23 protein-coding genes are annotated in these 24,290 nt (G+C 37.3%); 1 reads left to right on the forward strand and 22 read right to left on the reverse strand.

The annotated features are described in order from the left end of the window. Positions 1 to 15: 15 nt before the first annotated feature. The 5 genes from ACFSFW_RS23120 to lspA form a co-directional block, all read right to left on the reverse strand. On the reverse strand, positions 16 to 1,326 hold the full coding sequence (locus ACFSFW_RS23120) for an ABC transporter substrate-binding protein (protein ID WP_388041907.1): 1,311 nt from the start codon (positions 1,324 to 1,326) through the stop codon (positions 16 to 18). Between the two features lie 66 nt (positions 1,327 to 1,392). Next, positions 1,393 to 2,301 (reverse strand): sugar phosphate isomerase/epimerase family protein, encoded by a 909-nt coding sequence (locus ACFSFW_RS23125; protein ID WP_388041910.1) that lies wholly within the window; start codon positions 2,299 to 2,301, stop codon positions 1,393 to 1,395. Positions 2,302 to 2,322: 21 nt separating this feature from the next. Then, on the reverse strand, positions 2,323 to 3,357 hold the full coding sequence (locus tag ACFSFW_RS23130) for a zinc-binding dehydrogenase (RefSeq protein WP_388041913.1): 1,035 nt from the start codon (positions 3,355 to 3,357) through the stop codon (positions 2,323 to 2,325). A gap of 19 nt (positions 3,358 to 3,376) precedes the next feature. Beyond that, on the reverse strand, positions 3,377 to 4,387 hold the full coding sequence (locus ACFSFW_RS23135; RefSeq protein WP_388041915.1) for a LacI family DNA-binding transcriptional regulator: 1,011 nt from the start codon (positions 4,385 to 4,387) through the stop codon (positions 3,377 to 3,379). Positions 4,388 to 4,676: 289 nt separating this feature from the next. Next, the gene (gene lspA / locus ACFSFW_RS23140; RefSeq protein ID WP_388041918.1) at positions 4,677 to 5,156 is read right to left on the reverse strand and encodes a signal peptidase II; all 480 of its coding nucleotides are present in this window, start codon (positions 5,154 to 5,156) and stop codon (positions 4,677 to 4,679) included. 270 nt (positions 5,157 to 5,426) lie between these two features. Here lspA and ACFSFW_RS23145 point away from each other — a divergent pair, with 270 nt between their 5' ends. Continuing rightward, a complete protein-coding gene (locus ACFSFW_RS23145; RefSeq protein WP_388041921.1) occupies positions 5,427 to 6,245 on the forward strand; it encodes a hypothetical protein in 819 nt (272 codons plus the stop codon). 247 nt (positions 6,246 to 6,492) lie between these two features. Here ACFSFW_RS23145 and ACFSFW_RS23150 read toward each other — a convergent pair whose 3' ends face one another. The 17 genes from ACFSFW_RS23150 to ACFSFW_RS23230 all read right to left on the reverse strand — a co-directional run bounded on the left by ACFSFW_RS23150 (position 6,493) and on the right by ACFSFW_RS23230 (position 24,131). Continuing rightward, positions 6,493 to 7,383, reverse strand: coding sequence for a UCP032817 domain-containing protein (locus ACFSFW_RS23150; protein WP_388041924.1), 891 nt, complete (start codon positions 7,381 to 7,383; stop codon positions 6,493 to 6,495). 172 nt (positions 7,384 to 7,555) lie between these two features. Further along, positions 7,556 to 7,966, reverse strand: coding sequence for a hypothetical protein (locus ACFSFW_RS23155; RefSeq protein WP_388041927.1), 411 nt, complete (start codon positions 7,964 to 7,966; stop codon positions 7,556 to 7,558). Between the two features lie 54 nt (positions 7,967 to 8,020). Next, positions 8,021 to 9,343, reverse strand: a complete 1,323-nt coding sequence (locus ACFSFW_RS23160; RefSeq protein ID WP_388041930.1) for a short-chain fatty acid transporter — start codon at positions 9,341 to 9,343, stop codon at positions 8,021 to 8,023. A 132-nt stretch (positions 9,344 to 9,475) separates the two neighbouring features. Beyond that, entirely contained in the window at positions 9,476 to 9,982 is a 507-nt protein-coding gene (locus ACFSFW_RS23165; RefSeq protein ID WP_388041933.1) for a type 1 glutamine amidotransferase domain-containing protein, read from the reverse strand. Positions 9,983 to 10,101: 119 nt separating this feature from the next. Continuing rightward, positions 10,102 to 11,421, reverse strand: coding sequence for an alpha/beta hydrolase family protein (locus ACFSFW_RS23170; RefSeq protein WP_388041936.1), 1,320 nt, complete (start codon positions 11,419 to 11,421; stop codon positions 10,102 to 10,104). 281 nt (positions 11,422 to 11,702) lie between these two features. Beyond that, positions 11,703 to 12,719 carry a zinc-binding alcohol dehydrogenase family protein gene (locus ACFSFW_RS23175; protein WP_388041939.1) on the reverse strand — a complete coding sequence of 339 codons (1,017 nt, stop codon included), beginning with the start codon at positions 12,717 to 12,719 and terminating at the stop codon, positions 11,703 to 11,705. A 93-nt stretch (positions 12,720 to 12,812) separates the two neighbouring features. After that, positions 12,813 to 13,820 carry a 3-dehydro-L-gulonate 2-dehydrogenase gene (yiaK, locus tag ACFSFW_RS23180; protein ID WP_388041942.1) on the reverse strand — a complete coding sequence of 336 codons (1,008 nt, stop codon included), beginning with the start codon at positions 13,818 to 13,820 and terminating at the stop codon, positions 12,813 to 12,815. A gap of 75 nt (positions 13,821 to 13,895) precedes the next feature. Continuing rightward, positions 13,896 to 14,744: an SDR family oxidoreductase gene (locus tag ACFSFW_RS23185; RefSeq protein WP_388041944.1), complete on the reverse strand. Its 849-nt coding sequence runs from the start codon at positions 14,742 to 14,744 to the stop codon at positions 13,896 to 13,898. After that, positions 14,728 to 15,816 (reverse strand): mannonate dehydratase, encoded by a 1,089-nt coding sequence (uxuA, locus tag ACFSFW_RS23190; protein ID WP_388041946.1) that lies wholly within the window; start codon positions 15,814 to 15,816, stop codon positions 14,728 to 14,730. Before uxuA ends, ACFSFW_RS23185 begins: the two co-directional genes overlap by 17 nt. Positions 15,817 to 15,912: 96 nt before the next feature. Next, positions 15,913 to 17,193, reverse strand: a complete 1,281-nt coding sequence (locus ACFSFW_RS23195) for a TRAP transporter large permease (protein WP_388041948.1) — start codon at positions 17,191 to 17,193, stop codon at positions 15,913 to 15,915. Positions 17,194 to 17,198: 5 nt separating this feature from the next. Continuing rightward, on the reverse strand, positions 17,199 to 17,696 hold the full coding sequence (locus ACFSFW_RS23200) for a TRAP transporter small permease (protein ID WP_388041950.1): 498 nt from the start codon (positions 17,694 to 17,696) through the stop codon (positions 17,199 to 17,201). 11 nt (positions 17,697 to 17,707) lie between these two features. Continuing rightward, entirely contained in the window at positions 17,708 to 18,730 is a 1,023-nt protein-coding gene (locus ACFSFW_RS23205) for a C4-dicarboxylate TRAP transporter substrate-binding protein (protein WP_388041952.1), read from the reverse strand. A 95-nt stretch (positions 18,731 to 18,825) separates the two neighbouring features. After that, a complete protein-coding gene (locus ACFSFW_RS23210; protein WP_388041954.1) occupies positions 18,826 to 19,512 on the reverse strand; it encodes a GntR family transcriptional regulator in 687 nt (228 codons plus the stop codon). A 398-nt stretch (positions 19,513 to 19,910) separates the two neighbouring features. After that, positions 19,911 to 20,225: an AtuA-related protein gene (locus ACFSFW_RS23215; protein ID WP_388041955.1), complete on the reverse strand. Its 315-nt coding sequence runs from the start codon at positions 20,223 to 20,225 to the stop codon at positions 19,911 to 19,913. 5 nt (positions 20,226 to 20,230) lie between these two features. Beyond that, positions 20,231 to 21,547, reverse strand: coding sequence for an acyclic terpene utilization AtuA family protein (locus tag ACFSFW_RS23220; RefSeq protein WP_388041957.1), 1,317 nt, complete (start codon positions 21,545 to 21,547; stop codon positions 20,231 to 20,233). Between the two features lie 7 nt (positions 21,548 to 21,554). After that, entirely contained in the window at positions 21,555 to 22,850 is a 1,296-nt protein-coding gene (locus tag ACFSFW_RS23225) for a CitMHS family transporter (RefSeq protein WP_388041958.1), read from the reverse strand. A gap of 168 nt (positions 22,851 to 23,018) precedes the next feature. Further along, a complete protein-coding gene (locus ACFSFW_RS23230; protein WP_388041960.1) occupies positions 23,019 to 24,131 on the reverse strand; it encodes a chitobiase/beta-hexosaminidase C-terminal domain-containing protein in 1,113 nt (370 codons plus the stop codon). Positions 24,132 to 24,290: the final 159 nt, after the last annotated feature.

Below are 24,290 nucleotides of genomic sequence, written 5' to 3' on the forward strand. Positions count from 1 at the left end.
CCACCCATTCATTTTTTAATTTTCGTCATCAAGTAATTGTTGGAACTGTTTGTTGGCTTCTTTTGCAGCGGCTTCTACATCCCCACCTTCAATACCAGTCACAATCGCCGTTCCAATCATGTCTCTTGCCTCATTTACTTTTATGACTAATGGACGGTCATATTCTTTTCCAATCTTATTCGATTCAGAAATGACTTGAACAAGCTCCTCAGGAAACGCTTCTGTTCCTTCTGGTGAGTCCCAAACAGATTGTCGTGGTCCAGGAACACTTTTCTTTTGTAACTCAGCCACAATTTCTTTACTTGTTGCCCACTTGATAAATTCCCATCCAGCATCTTTGTTTTCTGATTTCGCATTCATCGCTACTCCCCATGAAGTAACGTTGTATGGCGTTTGTCCTTCTGGTCCTTCTGGGAAAACGGCAAACCCTACTTTTTCTCCTACAACCGATTTTTCAGGATCTAGCAAGTTTGGATAAATACTATCAGCATCTGTATACATAGCCGCTTTGCCTTGTGCAAATAAACCAGCAGCTTGCGGCCAACTCATATTTAAGACTCCTGGAGGTCCTGCATCCTTCAGTAAATTACCGTAGAACTCAAATGCTTTAATGGCTTCTGGTGTATCAATCGCAGCTTTTCCGTCTACGATAAAGTCCCCACCAAATCCATATAAATAGCTTGAGAATTGCGTAACCGCCGCAGCACGTTGTCCGCGTGAGACCATTCCGTAAAAGTCATTGGAAGGGTCATTTAATTGTTTTGCAATTTCATAGAGTTCATCTAATGTTTTAGGAGGTTCAATATTATTTTCTTCAAAAATATCTTTTCGATAATATAGGATTTCACGTTCAGTAACGGTTGGAATTCCAAAAATCTTTTCACCGTCTTTTAAAGAATTCACGGATGACTCTGTAAAATCACTTAAATTCCATTCTGAATCACCTGTATAACTAGTTAAATCAGCAACCCAGCCATTGAGATTAAATAGTTTTCCTTCTTGCAGTGGACGTATCATAAAGACATCGATACTATCAGAACCTGCAGTAAACTCGGTTGTAAGCTTTTGAGTTAATTGGTCTTCAAAATATTTTTCTAGCTTTACTTTAATGCCTGACTCCTGTTCAAATTGAGGAATTAATGGTTCGATTGCTTCTGTCCATGGATGGTTCGCGGCAATAATCCTTAATTCAACATCTTTGTTTTTATCCTCATTTGAATCTGATGATGGTTCATCTGAAGCCGGTGCATTGCTACTACAAGCAGCCATTAAGCCAATGAACAATCCAAATACCAGTAAAAAGCTTAGCCCCCTTATTTTTTTCACTCATTTTTCCCCTTTCATACTTAATATGGTTAAGACGTAAAGCGCTTACATTTAATAGTCCTTACGTCAATTACCCGATAGAAAATATTCGTCTACTTTCCTCTTTAAGAAATCGACAGATTCCTTCATTTCTCCTAAACCATTAACCCCATCTTCGATTGAAATCCAGCCAGTAAAATTTATATTGGCTAACAGCTGAAAAATGCCATCGTAATCAATAATCCCTTTTCCAATGACACCATGTGCTAACCCCACTGAATATCCTTGTACCAAATGATTTTCGATATCTTTCATTGAATAACCCTCTTTTAAATAGCGATCACTGGCATGCATCGTGATTAAGCGGGACTTTACTTTTTCCAATAACGCAAGTGGGTCATCGCCTGCAAAAACGGCATTTGATGGATCGAAGTTCACGCCAAACCAATCAGATGAGATGCCCTCAACGATTTCCAAATAGATATCTGACTTCTGAGCAAATTCAGGATAAATCCAAAAACCATCTTTGTAATGGTTTTCCATTACTAGGTAGACACGCTTACTTTTTGCATAGGGAAGTAGCTCATTTATACAATCAATGGTCCATTTTATTCCGTCTTCCCTTGATACCTCTGGTCTTCTTTGCCCAGATAACACCCGGCAGCTTCTAAAATCATCTGGCCCAAGAATGGCCATGGCATCAATCATTTCTTTCATCTTGCTCATTTCTTTTACTCGAAAGGCTGGATCGGGATGGGTAAAATCGGGTGATGCGCACATCATAGGAATCACTAGATTGACTGATGCAGCTGCCTCTTTCACCTTCTCCAAATAAGACTTTTCAGTAGATTGTAAGAATGTAGGATACATTTCCATTCCATCTGCACCCAGCGTTCCCGCTTGCTCAATCCACTCAAACACATCCATCTTTCCATTAGATAAATCATCGATATACCCTTTTGGGAAAACTGAAATTCTGATTTTGTTTTCGTTCATTGATTTCTCCTTTTCAATGTTTTAGTTTGGCACAATTACAGACTTCGCGTGTTTTAAAGAATCCATTTCATCGAAGGCATTTTGCCAGTTATCTAGTGAATAGACTTTCGCCATTGGGAGTGGGTCAATTTCTCCTTTTTGCATTAACAGCAATACCTTTTCCCACATTGGATACGTGTGACTAAACGAACCTTGCAGTCTAGCAGCTTTTTGAATCAATGGGTCAAGACTAAAGCCAACTGGTGCAGGTCCCCATCCAATCTTTGTAATTTGCCCAGCAGGTCGAACAATCTCGATACTCTGTTTTAACGTTTGACTAACACCAACCGCATCAAGCACTAAATCTGCGCCAAAACCATCTCCGAAATTGGTTATTTCACGTACAACATCCTGCTTCTCTGCAATAAGTACCTCATCTGCACCAAATTGTTTCGCTACTTCTAACCGGTTTGCATCTTTTTCCAAACCAACGACAGTTAATTTTCCTGGCGCAAACAATCTAGCAATCTGAATACACATTAAGCCAATCGGCCCCGGCCCAAAAACCACAACATGATCGCCAGGTCGAATTCTTGAATGATGAGCAACAGCATTATAAGCAACGCATGAAGGCTCTGTTAAAGCAGCTTTTTCAAATGGTATTCCATCTGGTACGTGGTGAACGATGGCTTCTCGTGTTTTCACGTACTGAGCCATGGCCCCATCTGCTAAAACACCAAAACCTTTTCGATCTGGACATAAATTATATAATCCTGATTTGCAATAAATACAGTTCTCACAAACATATGATGGGGTCTCACTTACAACGCGATCTCCCTTCTTAAATTGCGTTACTTCAGAACCTACATCTGCAACGGTTCCTGCAAACTCATGTCCTAAAATAACAGGTCGTTTCACAGCAAAGCCTTGGATATCATGATACATATGCAAATCACTTCCACAGACTCCTACGGCTTCCACTTTCAATAAAATGTCTTTCGGTCCTATCTTCGGAATCGGTACTTCTCTAATTTCAACCTTATTTTTACCAGAATCGTAGTTTACAAGCGCCTTCATGTATATCACCTTTTCTTCGTTAAATTTTAGGAGAAGAAGAGTTTCCTACACTGATTTCGGGTTCGATGAATAGTTGAACGATTTGATGTTGACCTTCTTTATTCAATTGTTCTAATAACAAACTTGCAGCGCGTCTCCCAATTTCACGTGGAGATTGGACAATGGCTGTCACTTTGGGCATGATGATATCCCACTCATACTCTAACTCTCCAAATGACACCACTGTAAGTTGATCGGGAATAGTAATCTTGTGGTTTTGACACGCCTTTAATACACCTGCCGTCATATTATTGTTTGAAGAAATGATGGCTGTAGGCACTCTCGCTTCCGATAGAAAATACTCTACTGCTCGTTGACCTCCTTCATAGGTAAAATCACCAAAAAACTGGTGTTCAGTTGTAAGTCGATAATGAGTTAGTGACTGTAAAACGGCTTCGTACCTAAGTCTTCCGTGAACAGTGTTCAAATCTCCATGAACGACACCGATTTCTTTATGCCCTAATTCATAGAGGTATGTAACTAACTTTTCCATGCCGGCAAAATTATCGTCTGCCACTATATTAACGGGCAGATGAGAAATGGGGCGATCAACAAGGACAATGGGAATGTTTCTTTCGACTAACAAAAGAATATCTTCGTTTACTTGACCCGTAGAACAAAGAATGATTCCGTCAACACGTTGCTCGTAAAAGAGTTGTAAATTTTTTCGTTCAATATCAGGATTTTCATTTGTGGAGCTGATGATGAATAGATAGTCTTTCTCAAAGATAACTTCTTCAATACCTTTGGCCAAAGTCATCTGGAAGGGGTTGGTAATGTTAGATAGAAGAACAGCAATTGTTTTTGAGACGGATGACTTCAAACTTCTTGCTATCATGTTTGGGGAGTAGTTTAGGGCTTTTATAGCTGCGTATACTTTGTTTTTCAGTTCAATATGGACGTTACCAGTATGATTAATGACTTTCGATGCAGTACCAATAGACACACCAGCTAACTCTGCAACATCTCGTATCGTCACCTTTTTAGTCATGGTATACTTCCTATTTTTTATTAATGAAACGTTTCATCGAATAGAGCATAACAACGAATTTGAATATTGTCAATTCATTAAATATTTGTGAAAATAAGGAATTCCACTATATTTCTATGCTGTTTTTTACAAGAAAACCCTTTATTTTGGACTTTCAAGCAGGTTCTTTTTTAAAAAAGAAGAAAGGAATTTTTTTCATAGACTGATTTCGACACTAAAAAAATGACACCAGCTAATATACGGTGTCAAAGGTTTAGTGATGTACATTTTGATAAAACACGATGAAGCTTCATGATTCTGAAGCTGCAGTCCTTCTCTTTTTAAGAGGCTCTACGATTATCGCATCTACTAAAATTAGAAGAATACCGAAATTGAGGGCATAATCTGCTAGATTTAGTATACCTCCACGGGATTGAAAATGGATAAAGTCTGTGACTTGGTTAAATAAGATCCGATCGATGGCATTTCCAATTGCACCGCCAACATAAAGTCCGTACCCTACTTCTATAAAGACCCCATTTATATGCCCCTTCTTACGCATATAGATGACAATACCTACAACGATCACGGCTACAGGAATAAATAGACGGCCATATCCTTCAAACATACCAAAAGCTGCTCCACTATTTTGATAGTGAGTAAAATTAAGAACACCCTTCAACACTTCTATTGTATCTCCGACCTCTAAGTGGGTACGTATCATATATTTTGAAATTTGATCAAGTAGTATAGCAATTATAGCAACTGTATAGAAAAGGATGGGGATCACACTTTCTTTGTTTATTGTAAGTTAGGTTTCATTTTAATAGATTGATTCTTGTTAATATAGTATTCTGCTTAACTATAAAACACCTATTTTTAAACATATTTAGTAAGTCTCTCCCCTATAGAGTCATTTCCATTTATTAATAACATTCATTTTAAAAATAAAGAAAATGAAAAAAGGCTTTTAAAAAAGGCTTTTCATAGTTTTATGTCCAAGCACTTTGATCTTTTTCTTAATCTTATATATTGAATTCAATTAAAGGAGGTGAATAATATGCCAAAACCAGCACCAATTCCACCGAATTCTAATTTTGTTGTAAATGCAGGAGGGGCACCATCCCTTCAAGAAGGGATAGTGGCAGATTTACCCCTGGCAGGAACCCCTGGTCGTCTTTATTTAGCTACCGACCAAGGAATTCTGTATCGTGATACAGGCACCCAGTGGGTTGCCGCTTTGCAATTTGTAGTAAATGGAGGAGGCGCTCCAGTTCTTCAAGAAGGTTCAAGTCTCCCAGATCCAGGAACTCCAGGAAGGTTATTTTTGGACACTACAACAGGAATTTTATATCGAGATACTGGGACTGAATGGGATGCGTTGCAATTGGGACCACAGGGAGTTCAAGGTCCACAGGGACCACAAGGACCTCAAGGGCCAACAGGTCCTGCAGCTCCCCGGTCATACGGTTCCATTTATGGTAATAATACGAGTAGAAACATAACCTTAAATTCAGCTATACAATTTGATATTAATGGTCTGTCTAATGGCGGTACTAATCCTGATGCACAACTTGATAGGATTACTGCAATAACCGCAGGCGATTATGAGATCACGGCGGAAATTATTATTAGTCAAACCACAGAGGAGTTTGTTCGCCTAGGGATTTTTTTAAATGGCAACACATTCGTTGCTCCTCTGCCAGGCTCCATAATGGATCAAGGCGCAAATGATGCAGCTGTTGGTTGTACGATTGGAAAAACCGTATACGCACATTTAGATACAGGAGATTTTGTCCAATTAATACCAATGATAGTCCAAAACAGTGGTACTTTTCAGACATATTCAAATGCCACTCTTACTATGCGTCTGCTATAAGTCCAAATAGACAATGAAGAAAAGTAAAGAATATCATGATTCCCTTGAAACTTATCAAATGAAGTGGCTTTCTGGGTAGTAGATTCACCACTGTTTTTTCTATTACTTTCTTTGGGCTAGCATAAATTTGTCGATTTATAATCATATACTATTGGGAGATTGTTGGTTAAAAATTAAGCAAATTTATATGAAATAAGATAGGGATACCCCATTCATTGAGGCTTCCCTATTCTTGTTGATTATTATTCTAATCACTTCCCCCACCACAGCTAGAGCAAGAACTACTACAAGACGAGGTAGAACTACATGAGTTACCTGAACCACAACTTGTGCAGCTTGATGAACTAGCGACACCTGTTTTCATGTAACTTGAGAATTCATCATAATGGAAATAAGAAACAGATAAGAATGGAACGAGCATGGCGTTGAAGTTTTTCTGAATTTTACTTTTTCTCATCTTCTCCTGTACGACACGTTTTTCATAATCTTTGACGCTATTGGCTGTTTTTTTCATGGAGGAAATCAACGAGAGTATTGTACTAAAATAGTTGCTATCACTTTTAAAATACTTATCTATCAGTTCGTTTTCTGATAAAGTTTTAAACTCCTCAACGATCGTTGGATTTACAGGATGCCTGAAAAATCCCTTATACAAATGGATGTTCTCTTTTCTAATGAAAAAAAGCTCAGCATACACCCAATCAAAAAATCCGCGCAAATCAGGATCAGGCGTCTTTGTGACATTGGGACTGTGATGAAGAATACTGCCCGCATATTTTTTTGAAAAATCATCATACTCACAGGTAAACATAAGCATTTCATGCCACAGTTCATCGACTTTGTCGCTAAACATTGGGGATTCTTTCAAAAGAGAAGTCAAAATAAAATAGCGTTTTAAATCGAGCAGACGCCAATTATATTCATTTTCTTTTACCTTTTTTTCATTCTTTACCCTCTCTTCTACGTTTTTCATGTAATTTTTACTAAGGGATTGCTCCAAGTTTTCACTTAGTTTTTTAAGCCCTTTTAGTGATTTTGTTTCTATTGATTTAGGAGATAAACCATATGTAAATGAGAGTTTTTTGCGTAAGAAAAGAATAAACCAAATTACAATCGCAAGCAGGACTATCCATTCCATCGAATTCCCCCTTTATATTAGGATATATTTAAAGCTTCAGGTACCCACTCAAATTCTCCAGGTCCACCCCGCTTATGCCGATGTTTTATTTACGTTAACTCGCTGGAAAAGTTTCACTTTTTGAATAGTGACAATAAAAAATACCTGGTTCATATCATATATGAACCAAGCATTATTCTAATAATGATTTATATTCGTCAACATCATCAAATTCTGTATCAATATATACAGGAGTGGCATCGACATTTTTCAATGTGATGGGTTTTCCATCATTTATTTGCTTGACGATTACTTCAAAAGAGTTGTCACTATTTAGTGTAATCTCCAATTCTTGCAGTTCGCCGTTTATTTTATATAAACCATTTTCTAATTCTTCATAGGTTCCCTTATCTACTTCTCTATTATCAATGTATTCAACAAAACTATGATCCTCAGGTTGAAATGTCATTTGAACAATATATCCATTCACATGTTCGCTTTGATAAGCTCCTTTTAAGAGTAGGGTTTTGTTAGGGGCACACCCAACTAAAAGCAATGCAAATACAATTACTAAAACGAATATTCCCAATTTGTTATTTCTCATAAAAGTCCCCCAATCATTCAGAAAGGCAAACGGATATGTCCGTTTGCCTCTATTTTATAACAATAATAGACCAATTGAAATCGGAATGAAGCTATAAAAGAGAATCATGACACAGAATCCCATAATATCGCGAATATGCAAACCTGCAATTGCTAAAGCAGGCAAGGCCCAGAATGGTTGAATCATATTCGTCCAGGCATCTCCCCATGCCACACCCACTGCTGTTTTCGCAAGATCTGCATTAATAGCCGCCGCTGCTTCAATCATAATTGGTCCCTGTACGGCCCACTGACCACCACCGGATGGTACAAATACATTTATTAGCCCACCACTGAGAAACGAAAAGAATGGTAGAGTTTGAGCATTTGCAAATGAGACGAACCATAAAGCCATTTCCTGAGAAAGGCCAGATAAGGTAACCATCCCCATGATCCCAGCATAGAACGGGAATTGAATGATGATTCCCCCTGCATTTTTGACTCCGTTTGTGACGGTATTTAAGAACTGTTTCGGTGTTTTGTGCAGCATGATTCCTAAGAATAAGAAAATAAAGTTTACGATATTAATATTTAAATCGAAGCCCTTAGTAACAAAATGATAGACGATAAAGCCTAATCCCATGATACCAATCAGCATCGAAACAATCACACTGTTTTCAATTTTTTCAGCTGGTGTAGATGGATTGATCGTTTCAGTTGTGGATGACGTGTCATCTGGTAGCTTCCAGCTGGATCGATCTTGAGCCAGTGTATTTGAGCTTTTCATCAAGAATCGATTAAAAATAGGTAATGTGATTACCAGTGCTGCCACAATAAAGAGATTGGCCGGACTAAAAAGGGTTTCACTTACTGGAATGACTCCCATTTTTTCTTCTAAAAAGTGACCAGAGGTTGCCACTGTCAATGGAATCGAAGCTGAGAACCCACCATGCCAAACCAAAAATCCACTATACGCCCCAGCTACTAAAATACGAAAATCTGCTGATGGGACTTGCCTCGCCACATGGATGGCAAACAGGGCTCCTACTACCAATCCGAAACCATAATTAATTAAACAAGCAATGGCGGATACAAACGTGACAAGCATGACGGCATGCGCCGGTGTTTTGGCCAAATTACTCAATCGTGCTAGAAAATTCTTGATAACTGGCGCATTCGCTAATACATACCCCGTTACCACAACCAGAGACATTTGCATGGTGAAGGCGAGTAAATCCCAAAATCCTGTTCCCCAATGTGTAACCATTTCGACGGGTCCGCTTTCTGTAAACAAGATGCCAATGATAAACACTAAGAAGGTAAGAATAATCGCAAAAATAAAGGCATCTGGAAGAAACCGCTGAACGAGTCGAACAAAGAAATTTGTTATCGCTTTCAATTCCTCACTCCCCTTATAAGTAATTGCTACATTGTATTCGGACTAGGTCTAGAATATGAAAATACCTAGTTTCAGAGAATGCAAAAAAGGCCTCTTCCTATACGAGAAGAGACCTTTAGAACAAAAACGTTCTTATAATTTATTTAAGATTTCTTTAATAAATGCCGGCTCGTCTTTTGGTGTACGGGACGTAATGATATTTCCGTCAACCACTACCTCTTGGTCTAAGAAGGTTGATCCAGCGTTTTTCAAATCATCACGGATTCCAATGTACGAAGTAGCACTTACCCCTTTTAGGATATCCGCACTAATCATAACTTGTGGTCCATGACAAATACCAGCAATCACTTTCCCTTGTTCATTTGCTTGTTTTACAAATTGTACGACTTCATCATTTACTCGTAGTGCCTCTGGAGCAGAGCCACCAGGAATAATAACCGCATCATAATCGTCAGCCTTTACTTCACTTATGGAAAGGTCAGATGTATATGATACAGTCCCTTTCTTCCCTTTAAGTTCAGCGCCTTTTTCAATTCCAACAACAACGGTTTCATGACCTGCTTCATTCATTGCATCATAAGGATTCTTCATCTCTGAATCTTCATAGCCATTATCAAGTAAAAAGCATACTTTTGCCATTCTTCCATCACTCCTATGTATTGGTATTTATTTCTATTTTAATAGATTCTTGTTGTTACTTCAAATAAAGTGATCTGTAAATTTCATCATAATTTGTATTCGACATACCAATACAATCACTAGTATGTTCCAGTCGATTCAAATTGACCTTCACCCTTCACGTAGCTATCGAAGAATTCAAGTACAATCTCATTCATCGTTTCAAGTACTTTGTATTTATCGGCACTATCGGAGCCCGTGTCCTTTTCTACAGAACTATTAATCACCTTAACTAGAAACGGGGATACAAGCGGTAAATCCGTAAGACTCAAGTGATTTGTTCCTTGTATATATACCTCGTATGCATCAGGAGCAGTATCCGAGATATTCTGTTGCGGAATCACAACTTCTGGATCTGTAACACCGTCCATTAAGTTCTTCATTGTATCAGAATAAACACTTAGTAATGGTACCGGATAAATCTCTTTATTAATGACTGGTTTACCATCCTCAAATCCAACCACTTCTCCAGGCAAGTCAGCATCCAAGTTGATAACAGCCGCAATATCATTTCGATCCCTACCAAGCTTTGCAGCCGATGCACCACCTAAGGAATGCCCAATTAAACCGATAGCGTTTGTGTCGATTAGTCGATAGACTTCATCCGATGCTTCATCGTTCGCATTTTGCTTAATCGTATCAATCACAAAATTAATGTCATCTGTTCTCAATTTCAACCATTTTTGCTCTAGGTTAAAGACTTCCTCTTCATCATAGAGACCATCATTCACATCTTCTACCTCTTGCATAAAGGAGGTATCTGCCAACGTTACATTGCCATCCTCATCTTTTGTGAATAAAGAATGATACGGGTGATCAATCGAAACAACCACATATCCATTACTTGCAAGATTTTGAAAAGTAGATGTATTACTTGCCTTTATTCCATATGCCCCATGAGAAAATACGATTAGTGGTAATTTCCCATCCACATTCTTTGGATACCAAAATTCAAGATTCACTTTTCTGTTCTCATTTGTTGCAGTAAACGTTTCAATCCGGCTGTCATTTGTTAATGTAGATAATTTAGTTGCCACATCGTATTCACCAGTTGTTGCTACAGCCTTATGCTGCGGGAAAATAATTGCGGGTAATAACGCAACAGCAATCAGTAACAATACCCCAACTGCCTTAAAAATATTTCCAACTGGTCGATAGTTTTTCTCTTGCCTATTCCTCAGTAATGAAATAACCGAAATGATACCAAAAATAAAAAGTAAAACTGCTAGTGGCCCCCACCTGAAACTCCAGTGAACGACGGTTAAAAAAACAACAAAAGCAATTAATTCACTAATACGCACCCAATTTCTTACACGCTTCTGACTAGACTTAGTCACGAAGCTATGTACTGCCAAACCAACCTCAATAACCCCCGCTAAAATAAGTAACACAATCCCCATTGTTTTCCCCCTTTTTAAAAACGCCTCTCCCCAGTTCGTGGTACATTTTTCCTATATTTACAGAAAAATTATATTCCTTCTGGGATTAAATGTATATAATTTTTTTCGTATTCTGAGGAAAATTAAAAACACTCACAAATACTGATATATCAGGGTTTGTGAGTGGTTAACTGTTTCATATAATGATAACTTTAACTGCAGGTTGTAGCTTGCCAGTAGGCATCGTTTTTACCATAAATACCATGTCATTAGAATATAACACTTGCGATTATCACAATCAATTAAAACGTTAATACTACCTTTGATACCTTCATTGGTTCAGTTTCCACCAGATGAATGGCTTCCTGGATTTTTTCAAATGGGTAAGTATGCGATATATAGTCATTCCCATTAATTTCTCCTTTTTCAAACCAATCTATTACCTCGGGGAACTTGTTTGCATGAAGTCTAGAACCACTTATATCTAACTCATCTTTCGTAATATGTAATTGCGGAATTTTAGATGGTGTATCTGTAAAACCTAAAATGACAATCCTGCCGCCTTTACTTACTACTTCAATTGCTTGTTCAAATGAACTAGAGTTACCAACAGCGTCTATCACAACATTTGCACCAATATGTTGTGTATATTTATCAATCTTTTCGTTTACATTTTCTTTCCCTGCATTAATTACATAATCTGCTCCCAGCCTTTTTGCATTTTCAAGCCTCTCATCAACTAAGTCTGAAATAATACAGATTGCTCCCTTATTTTTAGCCACTTTTAATGCACAGAGACCAGCTGGTCCGGAGCCCATAATAAAAACATAATCTCCTTTTTCCACTTGCCCACGTGAATTAACTTGCGCAGCTACTGTAAATGGCTCAATCATAACCGCTTCTTCAAAGGAGATAGAATCTGGTATCTTAAAAATGTTCGTTTCTGGTGTTACAACATATTCCCTGAAACCACCATCTTCATGTACACCTCGAACCCTTAAGTTTACACACAAATTTGGTCTGTTCTTTTTACAATGATAACACTCTTCACAATTGATAATTGGATCAATGACAACTCGGTCATGTACTCTAAATTTCTCAACTGACCCACCAACTTCTACAACTTCACCTACAATTTCGTGCCCTAATATTCTTGGGTAGGTCGCTACTGGAGAAGTTCCATGATAAATATGTATATCCGAACCACAAATGCCACCCGCTTTTACTTTGATTTTTACATCATAAGAATTAGAGATTTGTGGCTCAATAGTTTCTTTTATTTCCAATTTTCCAGGTTCCGTCACGTAAGTCGCTTTCATTTACATTCTCCTTTTTAAAATACTATCGAATGCTTCTAAGCGCATGTTCTATTTTTGTATTAACGTAATCCTCTTATCAGGTTCTTTTTTACTCTATAGAGACAATACTTCTTTCCATATACCATCATCAGCAGGTATTCCTTGCTCTATATTTTTGTAACGATTATTTAGTGAATTTTCACCAGGATAATAGACTTGGCCACCTTCTTTTTCAGGTTCAGAGGCTTTAATAAAATCCACAATCCCATCAGTTATTTTCTCTGAATGTTCCTCTCCATTTATTTGTGTAGGATCCAATGCGATAAATACTTGGGAACAACCTCCACAACTACCTTCCTGTACCTTATCAATCTCATTGGTTGATAGTCCACCAGACATAATAGCTGCAATGGCATCTAGTAATATAGAAAATCCGGAACCTTTCCAGTACCCCATTGGCAAAATCCGCTTTGTTCTCTCAATTGGTCCTGGTTCTCTTGTTAAGTTACCTTCCTCATCAAAACCGCCTGGGAATGGTAATAGCTCCTTTTTCAACTCCGTAGTTTGTAGTTTTCCATACGAATACTGAGACATTGCCATGTCCAAAATAATATGTCCCTTTTTACGCGGAACAGCCATCACAAATGGGTTGTTACCTACCCTAGTGTCCACCGCTCCCCAAGCTGGCATAACTGACTCGGTATTTGTCCAACAAATCCCAATAAACCCGTTGTTTACAGCTTTTAATCCATACGTACCTCCACGCATCCAATGAGTTGTATTTTGTAAAGTTACGATACCGACACCATACGTTTTCGCAATTTCCATCGCTCGATCCATTGCAGTTAATGCATTTAAAATTCCTGGGCCACGGTTACCATTATAAATTTCAATAGCACCCAAAGATTTAACTAACGTTGGTTCCGCATCAACATCCACCCAACCCCTTTTTATATAATCCACAAAACGAGGAACACGATTTAGTCCATGAGAAGCGACACCATCACAACTCGTCTCTGTATGGACTCTTGCACAAACTTCTGCCTTTTCTTCACTCATGCCAGCATTAATAAATGCTCTTTTAATCTCACTTTTCATCGTTTCAAAGCTAATCCTTGTCATGTTCATACTTCCCTTCATAGAAAATAGTAAAAAGTTTTAACTTAGTTGCCAAATACTCTTTCTATTACACCACTTCTAAACACCTGAATAAGCCATAAATCCACCATCAACAGGCACTGTTATACCGGTAACAAATCCTGACATATTTTCGTCTACTAGCCACAGTAATGTACCTAATAAATCTTCAGGTTTTCCGAATCTTCTCATTGGAGTATGGCTTATGATCTTGTTCGATCTCTCAGTTAAAGAGCCATCTTCATTAGTTAATAGATTACGATTTTGTTCAGTTAAGAAAAAACCAGGTGCAATAGCATTAACACGAATTCCTGAATCTGCAAAATGAACTGATAACCATTTGGTTAAATTCTCTATTCCCGATTTTGCAGCACTATATGCTGGAACCTTTGTCATGGGAGATGGTGCACTCATTGAAGACATATTGATAATGACTGAACCTTTTCGATTTACCATGTCCTTTGCAAAAACTTGAGTTGGGATGAGTGTCCCCAATATATTAAGATCAAAAACAAAACCAAATCCTTCTTTAGTTAAGTCAAAAAAAGTCTGAATATGATCATTCTCAAGGTCTTCTATTTTAAATGTTTCATTCGTTGTAATTCCTTTCGGATGGTTTCCTCCTGCACCATTAATTAAAATATCGCAAACGCCTAGTTTTTCAGTTATGATGTCTCTTGCTTTTTGTACATCCTCTTTATTTAATACATCACAAGAGATCGCAAAAGCTTCTCCACCTGCATCTGTGATGACTTGCTCGACTACCTTTCCCTTTTCTAAATTCCTATTTATAATAGCAACTCTGGCACCTTGTCTTCCAAGTTCCTTTGCCATCGCACTACATAACACTCCACTACCACCTGTGATAACAGCAACCTTACCTCTTAGTCCCTCACTTCGTAACATCATCTACATGTACTCCCTTCATTCTTTGAAGTGAATCCCATATACCCCAAATATACATAATGCCTAGTGCGCGATCGTATAGACCGTAGCCAGGTCGACACTTTTCTTCCCATATATGTCTACCATGATCTGGTCTTACATATCCTGTAAAACCAATATCATGGTAAGCCTTTACAATTCCAACTATATCAAGTGAACCATCACTCTCTCTATGCGACGTCTCAATAAAATCTCCATTTTCAAATCGCTTTATATTACGAATATGTGCAAAGTGTATTCTACTTCCAAATTCCCTAATCATTTCGGGAATATTATTTGATTCATTTGCCCCCAATGATCCACTACATAAAGTTATACCATTGTATGGGCTATCTACCAGACGTAATAACCTTGAGATATTCTCTCTATTCGTAATGATTCTTGGTAAACCAAACATAGTCCAAGGTGGATCATCCGGATGAATAGCCATCTTAATGCCATATTCTTCTGCTACTGGTATGATTCTTTCTAAAAAATACTGTAAGTTTTCCCAAAGCATTTCTTCTGTAAATCCTTTATATGCTTCAAATAACTCCGTAAGCTTCCCCATACGTTCAGGTTCCCAACCTGGCAAAGTAGAATCTTGATAGTTAGAAAATCTGTTTACAAGCTCCTCTGGACTCATATTTTCCACTTTCGCCTTTTCATAAAATAAAGCAGTAGACCCATCTTCCATTTCCAGATATAAGTCTGTGCGAATCCAATCAAATACAGGCATAAAATTATAACAAATAACTTTCACACCAATACTTGCTAATCCCTTTATCGTCTCAATATAATTTTCAATGTACTTTGTTCGGGAAGGGAGACCCAATTTGATATCTTCATGAATATTTACACTCTCAACGACATCTATATTAAAATGATATCTGTCTGCTATTTTTTTCATATCTTGAATTCTTTCCATCGGCCATTCTTCACCAGGTTCAAGATCGTGAAGTGACCATACAATTCCGGTAACTCCTGGAATTTGTTTTATATTGGAGAGACTCACATGATCATTCCCATCTCCAAACCACCTAAATACCATTTTCAATTTTCTTCACCTACGGTTTTCATATTCTGTTTCTACTTATAAAATCTTAAATATTTCACAATTCCTTTACAACTATATTTTTATAGATTAAATGATTTACATTAGCAAATCTGGTAAGAATAAAACAATTTCAGGAACTAACAATAACAACGCTAGTAATGCAATTACCCCAAGTAAGAATGGCATTGATTCCTTTACATAGTCTTCTATTGGTACCTTCATAATAGAGGTGGTAGTATACATTGTTACTCCCACTGGTGGTGTCATACCACCCATCGTAACAATAGTCATCATTAAAATTCCAAAATGCACAGGATCTACTCCAATTTGTTCAACGATAGGTAAAAAGATTGGTGTTAGTAATAAAACGAGAACAGTAGACTCAACAAACATACCTGCAACAACAAGAAAAACTAATATTAAAATTAATAGCAGGGTTGAATTGCTTGTAAGTCCTATCAAAAAATCCGCAGCATTATTTGGTAATCTATCATATGTAATAAGAAATCCTAAAATGGATGAAGTTGCAATAATTAAAAGAATCGATGCATTATCAATTACAGACTGCTCAATAGATTCTATAAAGCTTTTCCAATTCAGTTCCTTATACACAAAGAAACCTATGACCAGTGCATATACAACTGCAAACGCTCCTGCTTCAGAAGCAGTGAATACCCCAAAACGAATACCCACAATGAGAATTACCGGGAATAGAAGGGCCCAGATACTTTCTTTGAAAGAAACACCCACCTCTTTAAGAGTTGCTTTCTTCATTTCAACATTTTCATCATAACCTCTTTTTCTAGCAATTATATAGGAAACAGCCATTAAGAAGACCATCATAAGCATTCCTGGGATTATCCCTGCTAAGAAAAGCTTTCCAATCGAAACTTCCCCAACATATCCATATAAAATAAGGCCAATACTTGGTGGTATAGTTGCGGTAATCAAGGAACTGACTGCAATTACTCCAGCAGAATATCCACCCGAATAACCCCTAGCGACCATTTGATGTCCTAAAATTCTACTTTGCATCGCTGCATCTGCATTTGCCGAACCAGACACGCCACCCATGATAGTACTAAGAACGATTGACACGTGAGCTAGACTACCTCTTAAATGTCCCGTTAGTGAATTGGCAAATCGAATAAGACGAGTAGTGATTCCAGATGAATTCATTAAATTTCCAGCCAAGATAAAGAAAGGAACTGCTAATAAAGGAAAGGACTGTGTACCAGCAACCATCCTTTGAGTTACTATTTCCATTGGTAAATTGGATTCAAAAAGAAAAAATGATAAACTACCTATTCCAATTGCGAATGCAACTGGCATATTTAGAAATAGTAAAATGAAGAAAACAACAGCAACAAGTAACATTTATCTCACCCCTTTATATTTACATCTCCCATATAGCTTTTTGTAAAACTAAGTTTTCCTTTCAGCTTAACAAGGATAGTTATAATCATTAGAATACTACCGATAGGTACAGAAAGAGTTACCAAAGAATAGCTAAGTGATAAATTATTAATCATTCTTTCTGAATTCTCAACACTCAATAGAATTCCGTAATACCCTAAGAAAATAAGAAATGCTAATACGAGTAAATTCATTAGAATATCTATACCCAGACTTATTTTCAAAGGGAGTTTTTTTGTAAGAAAATCAACACTAATGTGTTTATCTTCACGCAAACAACGGTTTGCTCCTAAGAAGATTGCCCAAACGAATAATACTTGAGCAAATTCAACGGACCAAGAGATGGGGAACCCCGCCCATCTCATGACTGCTGCCAAAAAGACAAAAACTACAATACCAATCATTAATAAGTTTGTGATAAAATTTTCAGCCTTCACATAACCTCTAGCAAATTGTTTTATCATATTATCACTCTCTATTTTCCTAGTATTTTATTAATCTCTTTCCGTAAATCTTGGTATCCATCAAACTTGTCATATACTCCTTCTGTAGCTTTTTTAAACGGTTCTATGTCTACCTCATTAACTTCAACACCTGCATCTATTAACTTTTGTTCAAAATCGGCTGACATTTTTACGATATTATTTGAAGCAACTTCTGCCGCTTTGATTGACTCTTCATATATAATGTCTTGGTATTCTTCAGGAAGACTTTCCATCCAACCTGCTGAAGTTACCAGTCCAGTTAACAACTGGAAATGACTAGTTTTTGTAATGTAGCCAATAACCTCTTGTAAGTTGGCACCAAAAGTAGCCGAATGATGTGCTTCTGCAGCATCTATAACACCTTGTTGTAGACCTGGATAAACCTCAGCCCATGCTAACCCAACTGGACTAGCTCCCATTGCTGATACAGTTTCTAACGAAATTGGTGATCCCGCAGTTCGCATCTGAATTCCCTTAAGGTCTTCTGGTTTTTCTATTTTCTTATTTGTTAACAAGTGGCGATCCCCTTGATACCAGTTAAAAGATAACACCTGTAGGTTGTGTTCATCCGCTAACTTTTGTTCCCATCCTTTAAATAATTCAGACTGTACAACTGTGTTTGCTTCCTCATAACTATCAACCAAATACGGTGCTGACAAAATACCAATCTCATGGACCATCTCCGCTAATCGACCAGCATCTGTGAGAACCGCTACATTTGCTCCAACTTTAGCTTGTTCAATAATGTCACTATCTTCTCCAAGAGAGCCTCCTCCAAAAATCTCAAACACAACTTCACCATTTGTTTTTTCTTCAACACTTTCTTTAAGTGCTACCAATCCTTGATAAATAGGATCTGACTCAGTAAGAGCGGTAGCAATTTTCAATTTATATACGTCATTATTATCACCTGATCCATTTGCATCTCCATTAGCTTGATTATCATTACACGCAGTTACCAGTAACATACTAATCATGAGTAAAATCGCAAATACTCTAGCTTTGATATTCATCCCTAATTCCCCCAAATTTTTTTATATTTACGTAGATAATGGACTACGTTACCACCATTAAATGAAGCGCTTACAAACTATTTGAAAAAAATATGTTATTTAAAATACTGACTATATTCCTTTTTTAAGTCATCCTGTTCAAATAGCGTTTTTGTCAAATGTTCTTCCATGGCTTTTTCCGCTAACTCTGGATTCCTCTCTTCTATAGCTGTAATGATGGTTTGATGCTGAGATAGTATTAATTCCCAATTATAATTAGCCGCCAAACTTAACATTCTGAATCGATTTAAATGAGCATTCATTAATTGAATAACATTCCAAATAAGTGGTCTACCACTTCCCGTTGTAATTGTGAGATGGAATTCTTCATCCAATTCGTATAACCTTGTGTAATTTTTTTCTTCCACACACAATATTTGCAAACTGAGATTATTTTTTAGTTTTAAAAGATTCTCGTTTGATAATTTATGGCAAGCCTCTTTTACTGCAGCTCTTTCAAGATGTTCTCTAATAAATCTAGCTTCTTCTACATGTTTCAAATCAATGAGAGAAATGTATGTACCTCTTTGAGGATAAACCTCAAGTAAATCTTCTTGGGCTAATTTTACAAATGCCTCTCGAACCGGAGTTCTACTAACATTGATCATTTCAGAAATCTCTTTTTCTGAGATACTTCTTCCTGGTTCTAACTTGAGAGAGATAATGTTGTCTTTTAACACTTCATAAACATAGTCTCTTGTTGAATAATTGTTAACTTTATGTTTTGCACTTATGTCAAACATTTAATTTCGCCCCTCCTTCTCTGTACGCCCTTATATTACCATATTACCATACTTGTATGGTAGTGTTTTTTTAGAAAATATTAATTTTTTCAAAAATAACGAATTATTTATTATACCTTAAAAACATTAGTCTCTTGGTCTATATTATTTCAGAACAATAACTCAAAAAATGTAAAATAACATTTAATTTAGAATGGAACTAAAAATTCGATATTGCACAAAATCATACTCTCTACTTGGATAATGTATAATACTATTGTTGAATAATTGTTTTTCCTCTTATTATCTAATACATAAATTTAGAGGTATGTAATCTAACTCTCTTTTGTTTGTAAAATAAAAAGAAGATGAGTCCCCCCATCTTCTTTCCTAAACTATATTTAGTTATAAACTCAAGTCTAAACTTCAATCTCCATTTCTAATAAAGCATTGCTTAGACTCTTTCCATGTGTATCAATCGCAAGTGATGTTGTCACGCCTCCCATTAAGCTTTCTTCACAGACGAAGTTAAATGCTTTGATGTTAGGTAGCTCATACCTCGTTACCTTTCCTTTTACAATATGCTTAAGGTGGTCTTTTACTTTTTCTGCTGTGACACTAGAGGAGAGCCATTCGTAATCGGCCTCGTTGTAGGGAATCAACGAGATGTTTAGTGTATTACCTTTGTCTCCTGAACGGCTGTGAGCTACGTCGATTAATTTTATTTTTACCATTACTTTCACTCCCAAATCTCTGTGTTTACGGTTATCTTTCCTCGATTGATAAAGGTGGAGACAATTCCAATAACTTCTTCGAGTCTTTTTCTAGCGCCCCCTCCAGCAGCTGGTCCATTGGTATATAAGGCTTCCAATTCATGTCCAATTGTTTTAGCATCTTCTACAGTTTCGCAAAGAGCTGCCACTCGAACACGGACTTCATATGGTCGATAGTTACTGATCTGTCCATGATGAAGAGAAGATACTCCAATTAAATCTGTTTTTAGGTTAGGATAATTTTTTAATAGTCTTTTCTTTAAAATATCCTGAGCTAATTTCCCTCTTTCCAGTGCAGAAATTCCTGCATAAGAAATTTCTCCCTCGCCTAAAAAACCTGCATGATAGCCAACTGAAACCTTGAATGTATCTGGCTTTCTTTTTCCGGCTGCTCCGTATACACGGACTTGGTCCTTTCCAACCTCTTCTAGTTTTGCTGTTGTAAAATCAGCAATACAATCAGGAGTGATATAATTTTCAGGGTCATGAACTTCATATAATAATTGTTCTTTTACCGTTTGGAGGCTAATGGTTCCACCTGTATTGGCTAATTTTGTAATCGTCGCATTGCCATTAGGTTCAATAACTGCATAAGGAAACCCAAGATTTTCAAGTCCTTCGACATCTTTTCGCCCAGGGTCGGCAAAATAACCCCCTGTAATTTGCCCTGCACACTCTAATAAATGACCTATTAACGTACCTTGACCTATCAATTCATAGTCTTCAAGATTCCATCCATAATGATGTACGATAGGAGCTAGAAATAGTGACGGATCTGCGACTCGTCCTGTAATAATAATATCGGCCTCTGTTTCTAAGGCGGGTAGCAATGAATCAATGCCAAGATAGGCATTAGCAGAAAGAACAGGTTCATAATCTCTAAGACTTTTACCTGATTCGAACACTTTGTAATTTCCATTAATTTTTCCCAATACATCATCACCCGTCACCGCAGCGACCTTGCACGTCAGATCCATTTCTTTAGCAATTTCAATTATTTTCTTTGCAGCCCCGGTTGGATTGGCTGCTCCCATATTTGTAATCAAACGAACTTTCTTTTTTAATAAAATAGGCAACAGAATTCGAATTCGCTCTTCAAGATATTCATTGTATCCATGGGATGGGTTTCTTTGCTTTTGCTTTTGTGATAACGCGATTGTACGCTCTGCCAATCCTTCTAAAATGAGATAATCAAGTTTTCCTTCTTCCACTAGTGCCTTTGCAGGTTCGATACGGTCGCCTGCAAAGCCAGCTCCAGAACCAATTCGCAACAAATTAAACACTCCTCAATTAAAAAATAGAAATCGCACCAGTTAAAAATGCAACAATCGTCATCACAATCGTTGTACCAAAAGCCCATTTGAATATAAATCGTTGATGATCTCCAAGTTCTACACCTGCTAATCCAATTAAAAGGAAGGTCGAAGCCGTAAGAGGACTCAATGGAAAACCGGTGGTCATTTGTCCTAAGATTGCTGCGCGTCCAATCTCAACTGGATTCACTCCAAAGGCGCTGGCTGTTTCACTTAAAATCGGTAGAACACCAAAATAATAAGCATCTGGGGTAAATACTAAACTAAGTGGCATACTGGTAATCGCCACAAGCAGTGCCACAAAAGAGCTTGTGCTATCTGGAATTACACTGACCATAGCGTTGGCCATGGCTTCAATCATTCCTGTTCCGGATAAAACACCCGTAAAGATACCCGCCGCAAAAATGATGGTTACGACTGTAACCATGCCATTCGCCTGTTCAGTAATTCGGTCTTGCTGATCCTTTGGCTTTGGATAGTTCACGATAAGTGCAACAGCAAACGACACCATGAAAACGATAGGTAGAGGTAGCCAAACTTTTACAAGAGCAATAATAGTTAAAATCGTTAATAATAGATTGAACCAGTATAATTTTGGTCTTTTTAAGCTCAATTCTTTTTCACTCAGTTCCTGATTAAACTCATATTGGAGTTCTTTTACTCCTAAGCGTTCTCTTTCTTTTTTCCCTAATAAATAACTGACAAATAGTACCCAAATCAAACCAGCAATCATTGCAGGGATAACAGGTGTGAATAAACTATTCGCTTCCACTCCTAGAGCACTTGCAGCACGCGCAGTTGGCCCGCCCCATGGGACCAAGTTCATGGTTCCGGCACTAAGTGCTACAACACCTGCTAGTACCAGGCGACTCATTCCCAATCGATCATATAGTGGAAGCAAGGCAGGAATTGTAATTAAGAAGGTAGAGGCACCGGAACCATCTAGGTGTGTAACCATTCCTATAACCGCTGTACCTATTACAATTTTTAAAGGATCACCTTTTACCATTTTTAATACTTTAGAGATAATTGGATCAAATAATCCAACACTATTCATTAATCCAAAAAACAAAATAGCAAATGCTAGCATAATTCCCGTCGGGGCAACCCCAGAAACCCCATCTAAAATCATGCTGCCAAGATTTGCACGCTCACTTGTAAATAAACCAAATACGATTGGAACCAAAATTAAAGCAACAATCACAGAAACTCGTTTCGATAGAATAAGATACAAAAAGATTGCGATTGTTAAAAATCCTAGTAATGCTAACATTAAAAGCCCCCCTCATTTTTTAAAGCGTTTACAATAAAAATGTAATTGTTGTGCTATCTACAACACCTTCTAAAATGTTGAATTATGTTAACGATTCTTATTTGCAATGGCCTAGAGAAAAAGATCGTTGAAACAATCTTTTTCTCATGTACTTCGCTAAAATCAACCCTACAGTTTTTTGTTAACTTGTTTAAAAACCCACTCTATCATTTCGCTATTTTCATATGCAGGTACCCATGAAGCATGATTGTAGCCCAGTTCTGCTTCGTATATTGTGTAAATTGGGTTTCCGCCAGCATTTTTGATTGCTTCAATCATATCTCTTGTGTGAGCAACTGGAATAACTGCATCGTCTTCCGCATGAAAAGCCCAAATCGGTTTGTTTATAAGTTTATTTGCTTCAGCTGGGTCCCCTCCGCCTGCAATTGGAACCATAGCCGCAAACAAATCAGGGTATTTGATATTTAAATTAAACGTACCGTATCCACCCTGGGACAAGCCGGTTGAATAAAGACGACTAGTATCAATATTATATTCTGTCATTACGTGTTGAAGAATCTCATGTGCTTTTCCAAGGTCCTCAGAAAACTCAAATACTTTGCTCAGATTTACTATATTATTAGAATCACGAGTTACAGTAAATCCTCCGTCATGAACGTTTCGGGCTTGAGGTGCTAATACAAAAGCGGGATGTTTGGCCTGATTTTCAGGAGCAGCCCAAATGATAGCGCCATCATTAGATAGAAGCTGCTTTTCATTATCAGTTCCTCTCTCTCCCCCACCATGTAAAAACAATACTAGAGGATAAGATTGAGATGGGTCATAATCATCAGGTACAAAAAGTCGGTATGGCATTCCATCATAAGTAAAGCTTAAAAATTTATTAGCGATGGATGCTCTTGTTTCAAAAGAAAATGTAAAAGTAGCAATCTCACTATGAGTATTACCGTTGTTAACAGTTAAAGCTTTGTTATTTACGTTACCACGGACGGCTATTGCTTTAATTACCGTGTCTTCTTCAATGAGAATTGGCTCAGTATAAACTTGACCATTATCTATTGGATCGCTACCGTCCGTCGTGTAGAGAATTTTAACATTAGGTGTAGGTGAACTTAACTCAACAAGTTGAGATTTGTAATAAGCTCCAGACACCACAGATGATTCCGGCTTAGCTACCTCACCATAATTACCTTTAGCGAACGTATTTAAGCTAAAGAAAGACAATAAAAGCAACGTGATTACCATTGAAATGATCAATTTTTGAAAAAGACTTTTCTTCAATTTCTCAATACCTCCCAATTAAATTATTTGAAATATATTATTGAGACTAGTCCTCCCTTCTTGTTTACGTCCTTAATCATATTTAATGCAACTTTCGTGCCAAATAAAAAAAGCCTTAGATTGCAAGGCTTTGGTATCATTACTAAGTTGGTTATTTCT

The sequence above is a fragment of the Ferdinandcohnia salidurans genome (genome assembly GCF_042680725.1).
GTDB classification, from domain to species: Bacteria; Bacillota; Bacilli; order Bacillales; family Bacillaceae_L; genus Ferdinandcohnia; species Ferdinandcohnia salidurans.

Excerpts from the sequence above, each read along its gene's own strand:
- ACFSFW_RS23125 (WP_388041910.1), bottom strand. The coding sequence starts at position 2,301 with ATGAACGAAAACAAAATCAGAATTTCAGTTTTCCCAAAAGGGTATATC.
- ACFSFW_RS23130 (WP_388041913.1), bottom strand. The coding sequence starts at position 3,357 with ATGAAGGCGCTTGTAAACTACGATTCTGGTAAAAATAAGGTTGAAATT.
- ACFSFW_RS23135 (WP_388041915.1), bottom strand. The coding sequence starts at position 4,387 with ATGACTAAAAAGGTGACGATACGAGATGTTGCAGAGTTAGCTGGTGTG.
- ACFSFW_RS23145 (WP_388041921.1), top strand. The coding sequence starts at position 5,427 with ATGCCAAAACCAGCACCAATTCCACCGAATTCTAATTTTGTTGTAAAT.
- ACFSFW_RS23150 (WP_388041924.1), bottom strand. The coding sequence starts at position 7,383 with ATGGAATGGATAGTCCTGCTTGCGATTGTAATTTGGTTTATTCTTTTC.
- ACFSFW_RS23155 (WP_388041927.1), bottom strand. The coding sequence starts at position 7,966 with ATGAGAAATAACAAATTGGGAATATTCGTTTTAGTAATTGTATTTGCA.
- ACFSFW_RS23165 (WP_388041933.1), bottom strand. The coding sequence starts at position 9,982 with ATGGCAAAAGTATGCTTTTTACTTGATAATGGCTATGAAGATTCAGAG.
- ACFSFW_RS23170 (WP_388041936.1), bottom strand. The coding sequence starts at position 11,421 with ATGGGGATTGTGTTACTTATTTTAGCGGGGGTTATTGAGGTTGGTTTG.
- ACFSFW_RS23175 (WP_388041939.1), bottom strand. The coding sequence starts at position 12,719 with ATGAAAGCGACTTACGTGACGGAACCTGGAAAATTGGAAATAAAAGAA.
- yiaK (WP_388041942.1), bottom strand. The coding sequence starts at position 13,820 with ATGACAAGGATTAGCTTTGAAACGATGAAAAGTGAGATTAAAAGAGCA.
- ACFSFW_RS23185 (WP_388041944.1), bottom strand. The coding sequence starts at position 14,744 with ATGATGTTACGAAGTGAGGGACTAAGAGGTAAGGTTGCTGTTATCACA.
- ACFSFW_RS23195 (WP_388041948.1), bottom strand. The coding sequence starts at position 17,193 with ATGTTACTTGTTGCTGTTGTTTTCTTCATTTTACTATTTCTAAATATG.
- ACFSFW_RS23200 (WP_388041950.1), bottom strand. The coding sequence starts at position 17,696 with ATGATAAAACAATTTGCTAGAGGTTATGTGAAGGCTGAAAATTTTATC.
- ACFSFW_RS23205 (WP_388041952.1), bottom strand. The coding sequence starts at position 18,730 with ATGAATATCAAAGCTAGAGTATTTGCGATTTTACTCATGATTAGTATG.
- ACFSFW_RS23210 (WP_388041954.1), bottom strand. The coding sequence starts at position 19,512 with ATGTTTGACATAAGTGCAAAACATAAAGTTAACAATTATTCAACAAGA.
- ACFSFW_RS23215 (WP_388041955.1), bottom strand. The coding sequence starts at position 20,225 with ATGGTAAAAATAAAATTAATCGACGTAGCTCACAGCCGTTCAGGAGAC.
- ACFSFW_RS23225 (WP_388041958.1), bottom strand. The coding sequence starts at position 22,850 with ATGTTAGCATTACTAGGATTTTTAACAATCGCAATCTTTTTGTATCTT.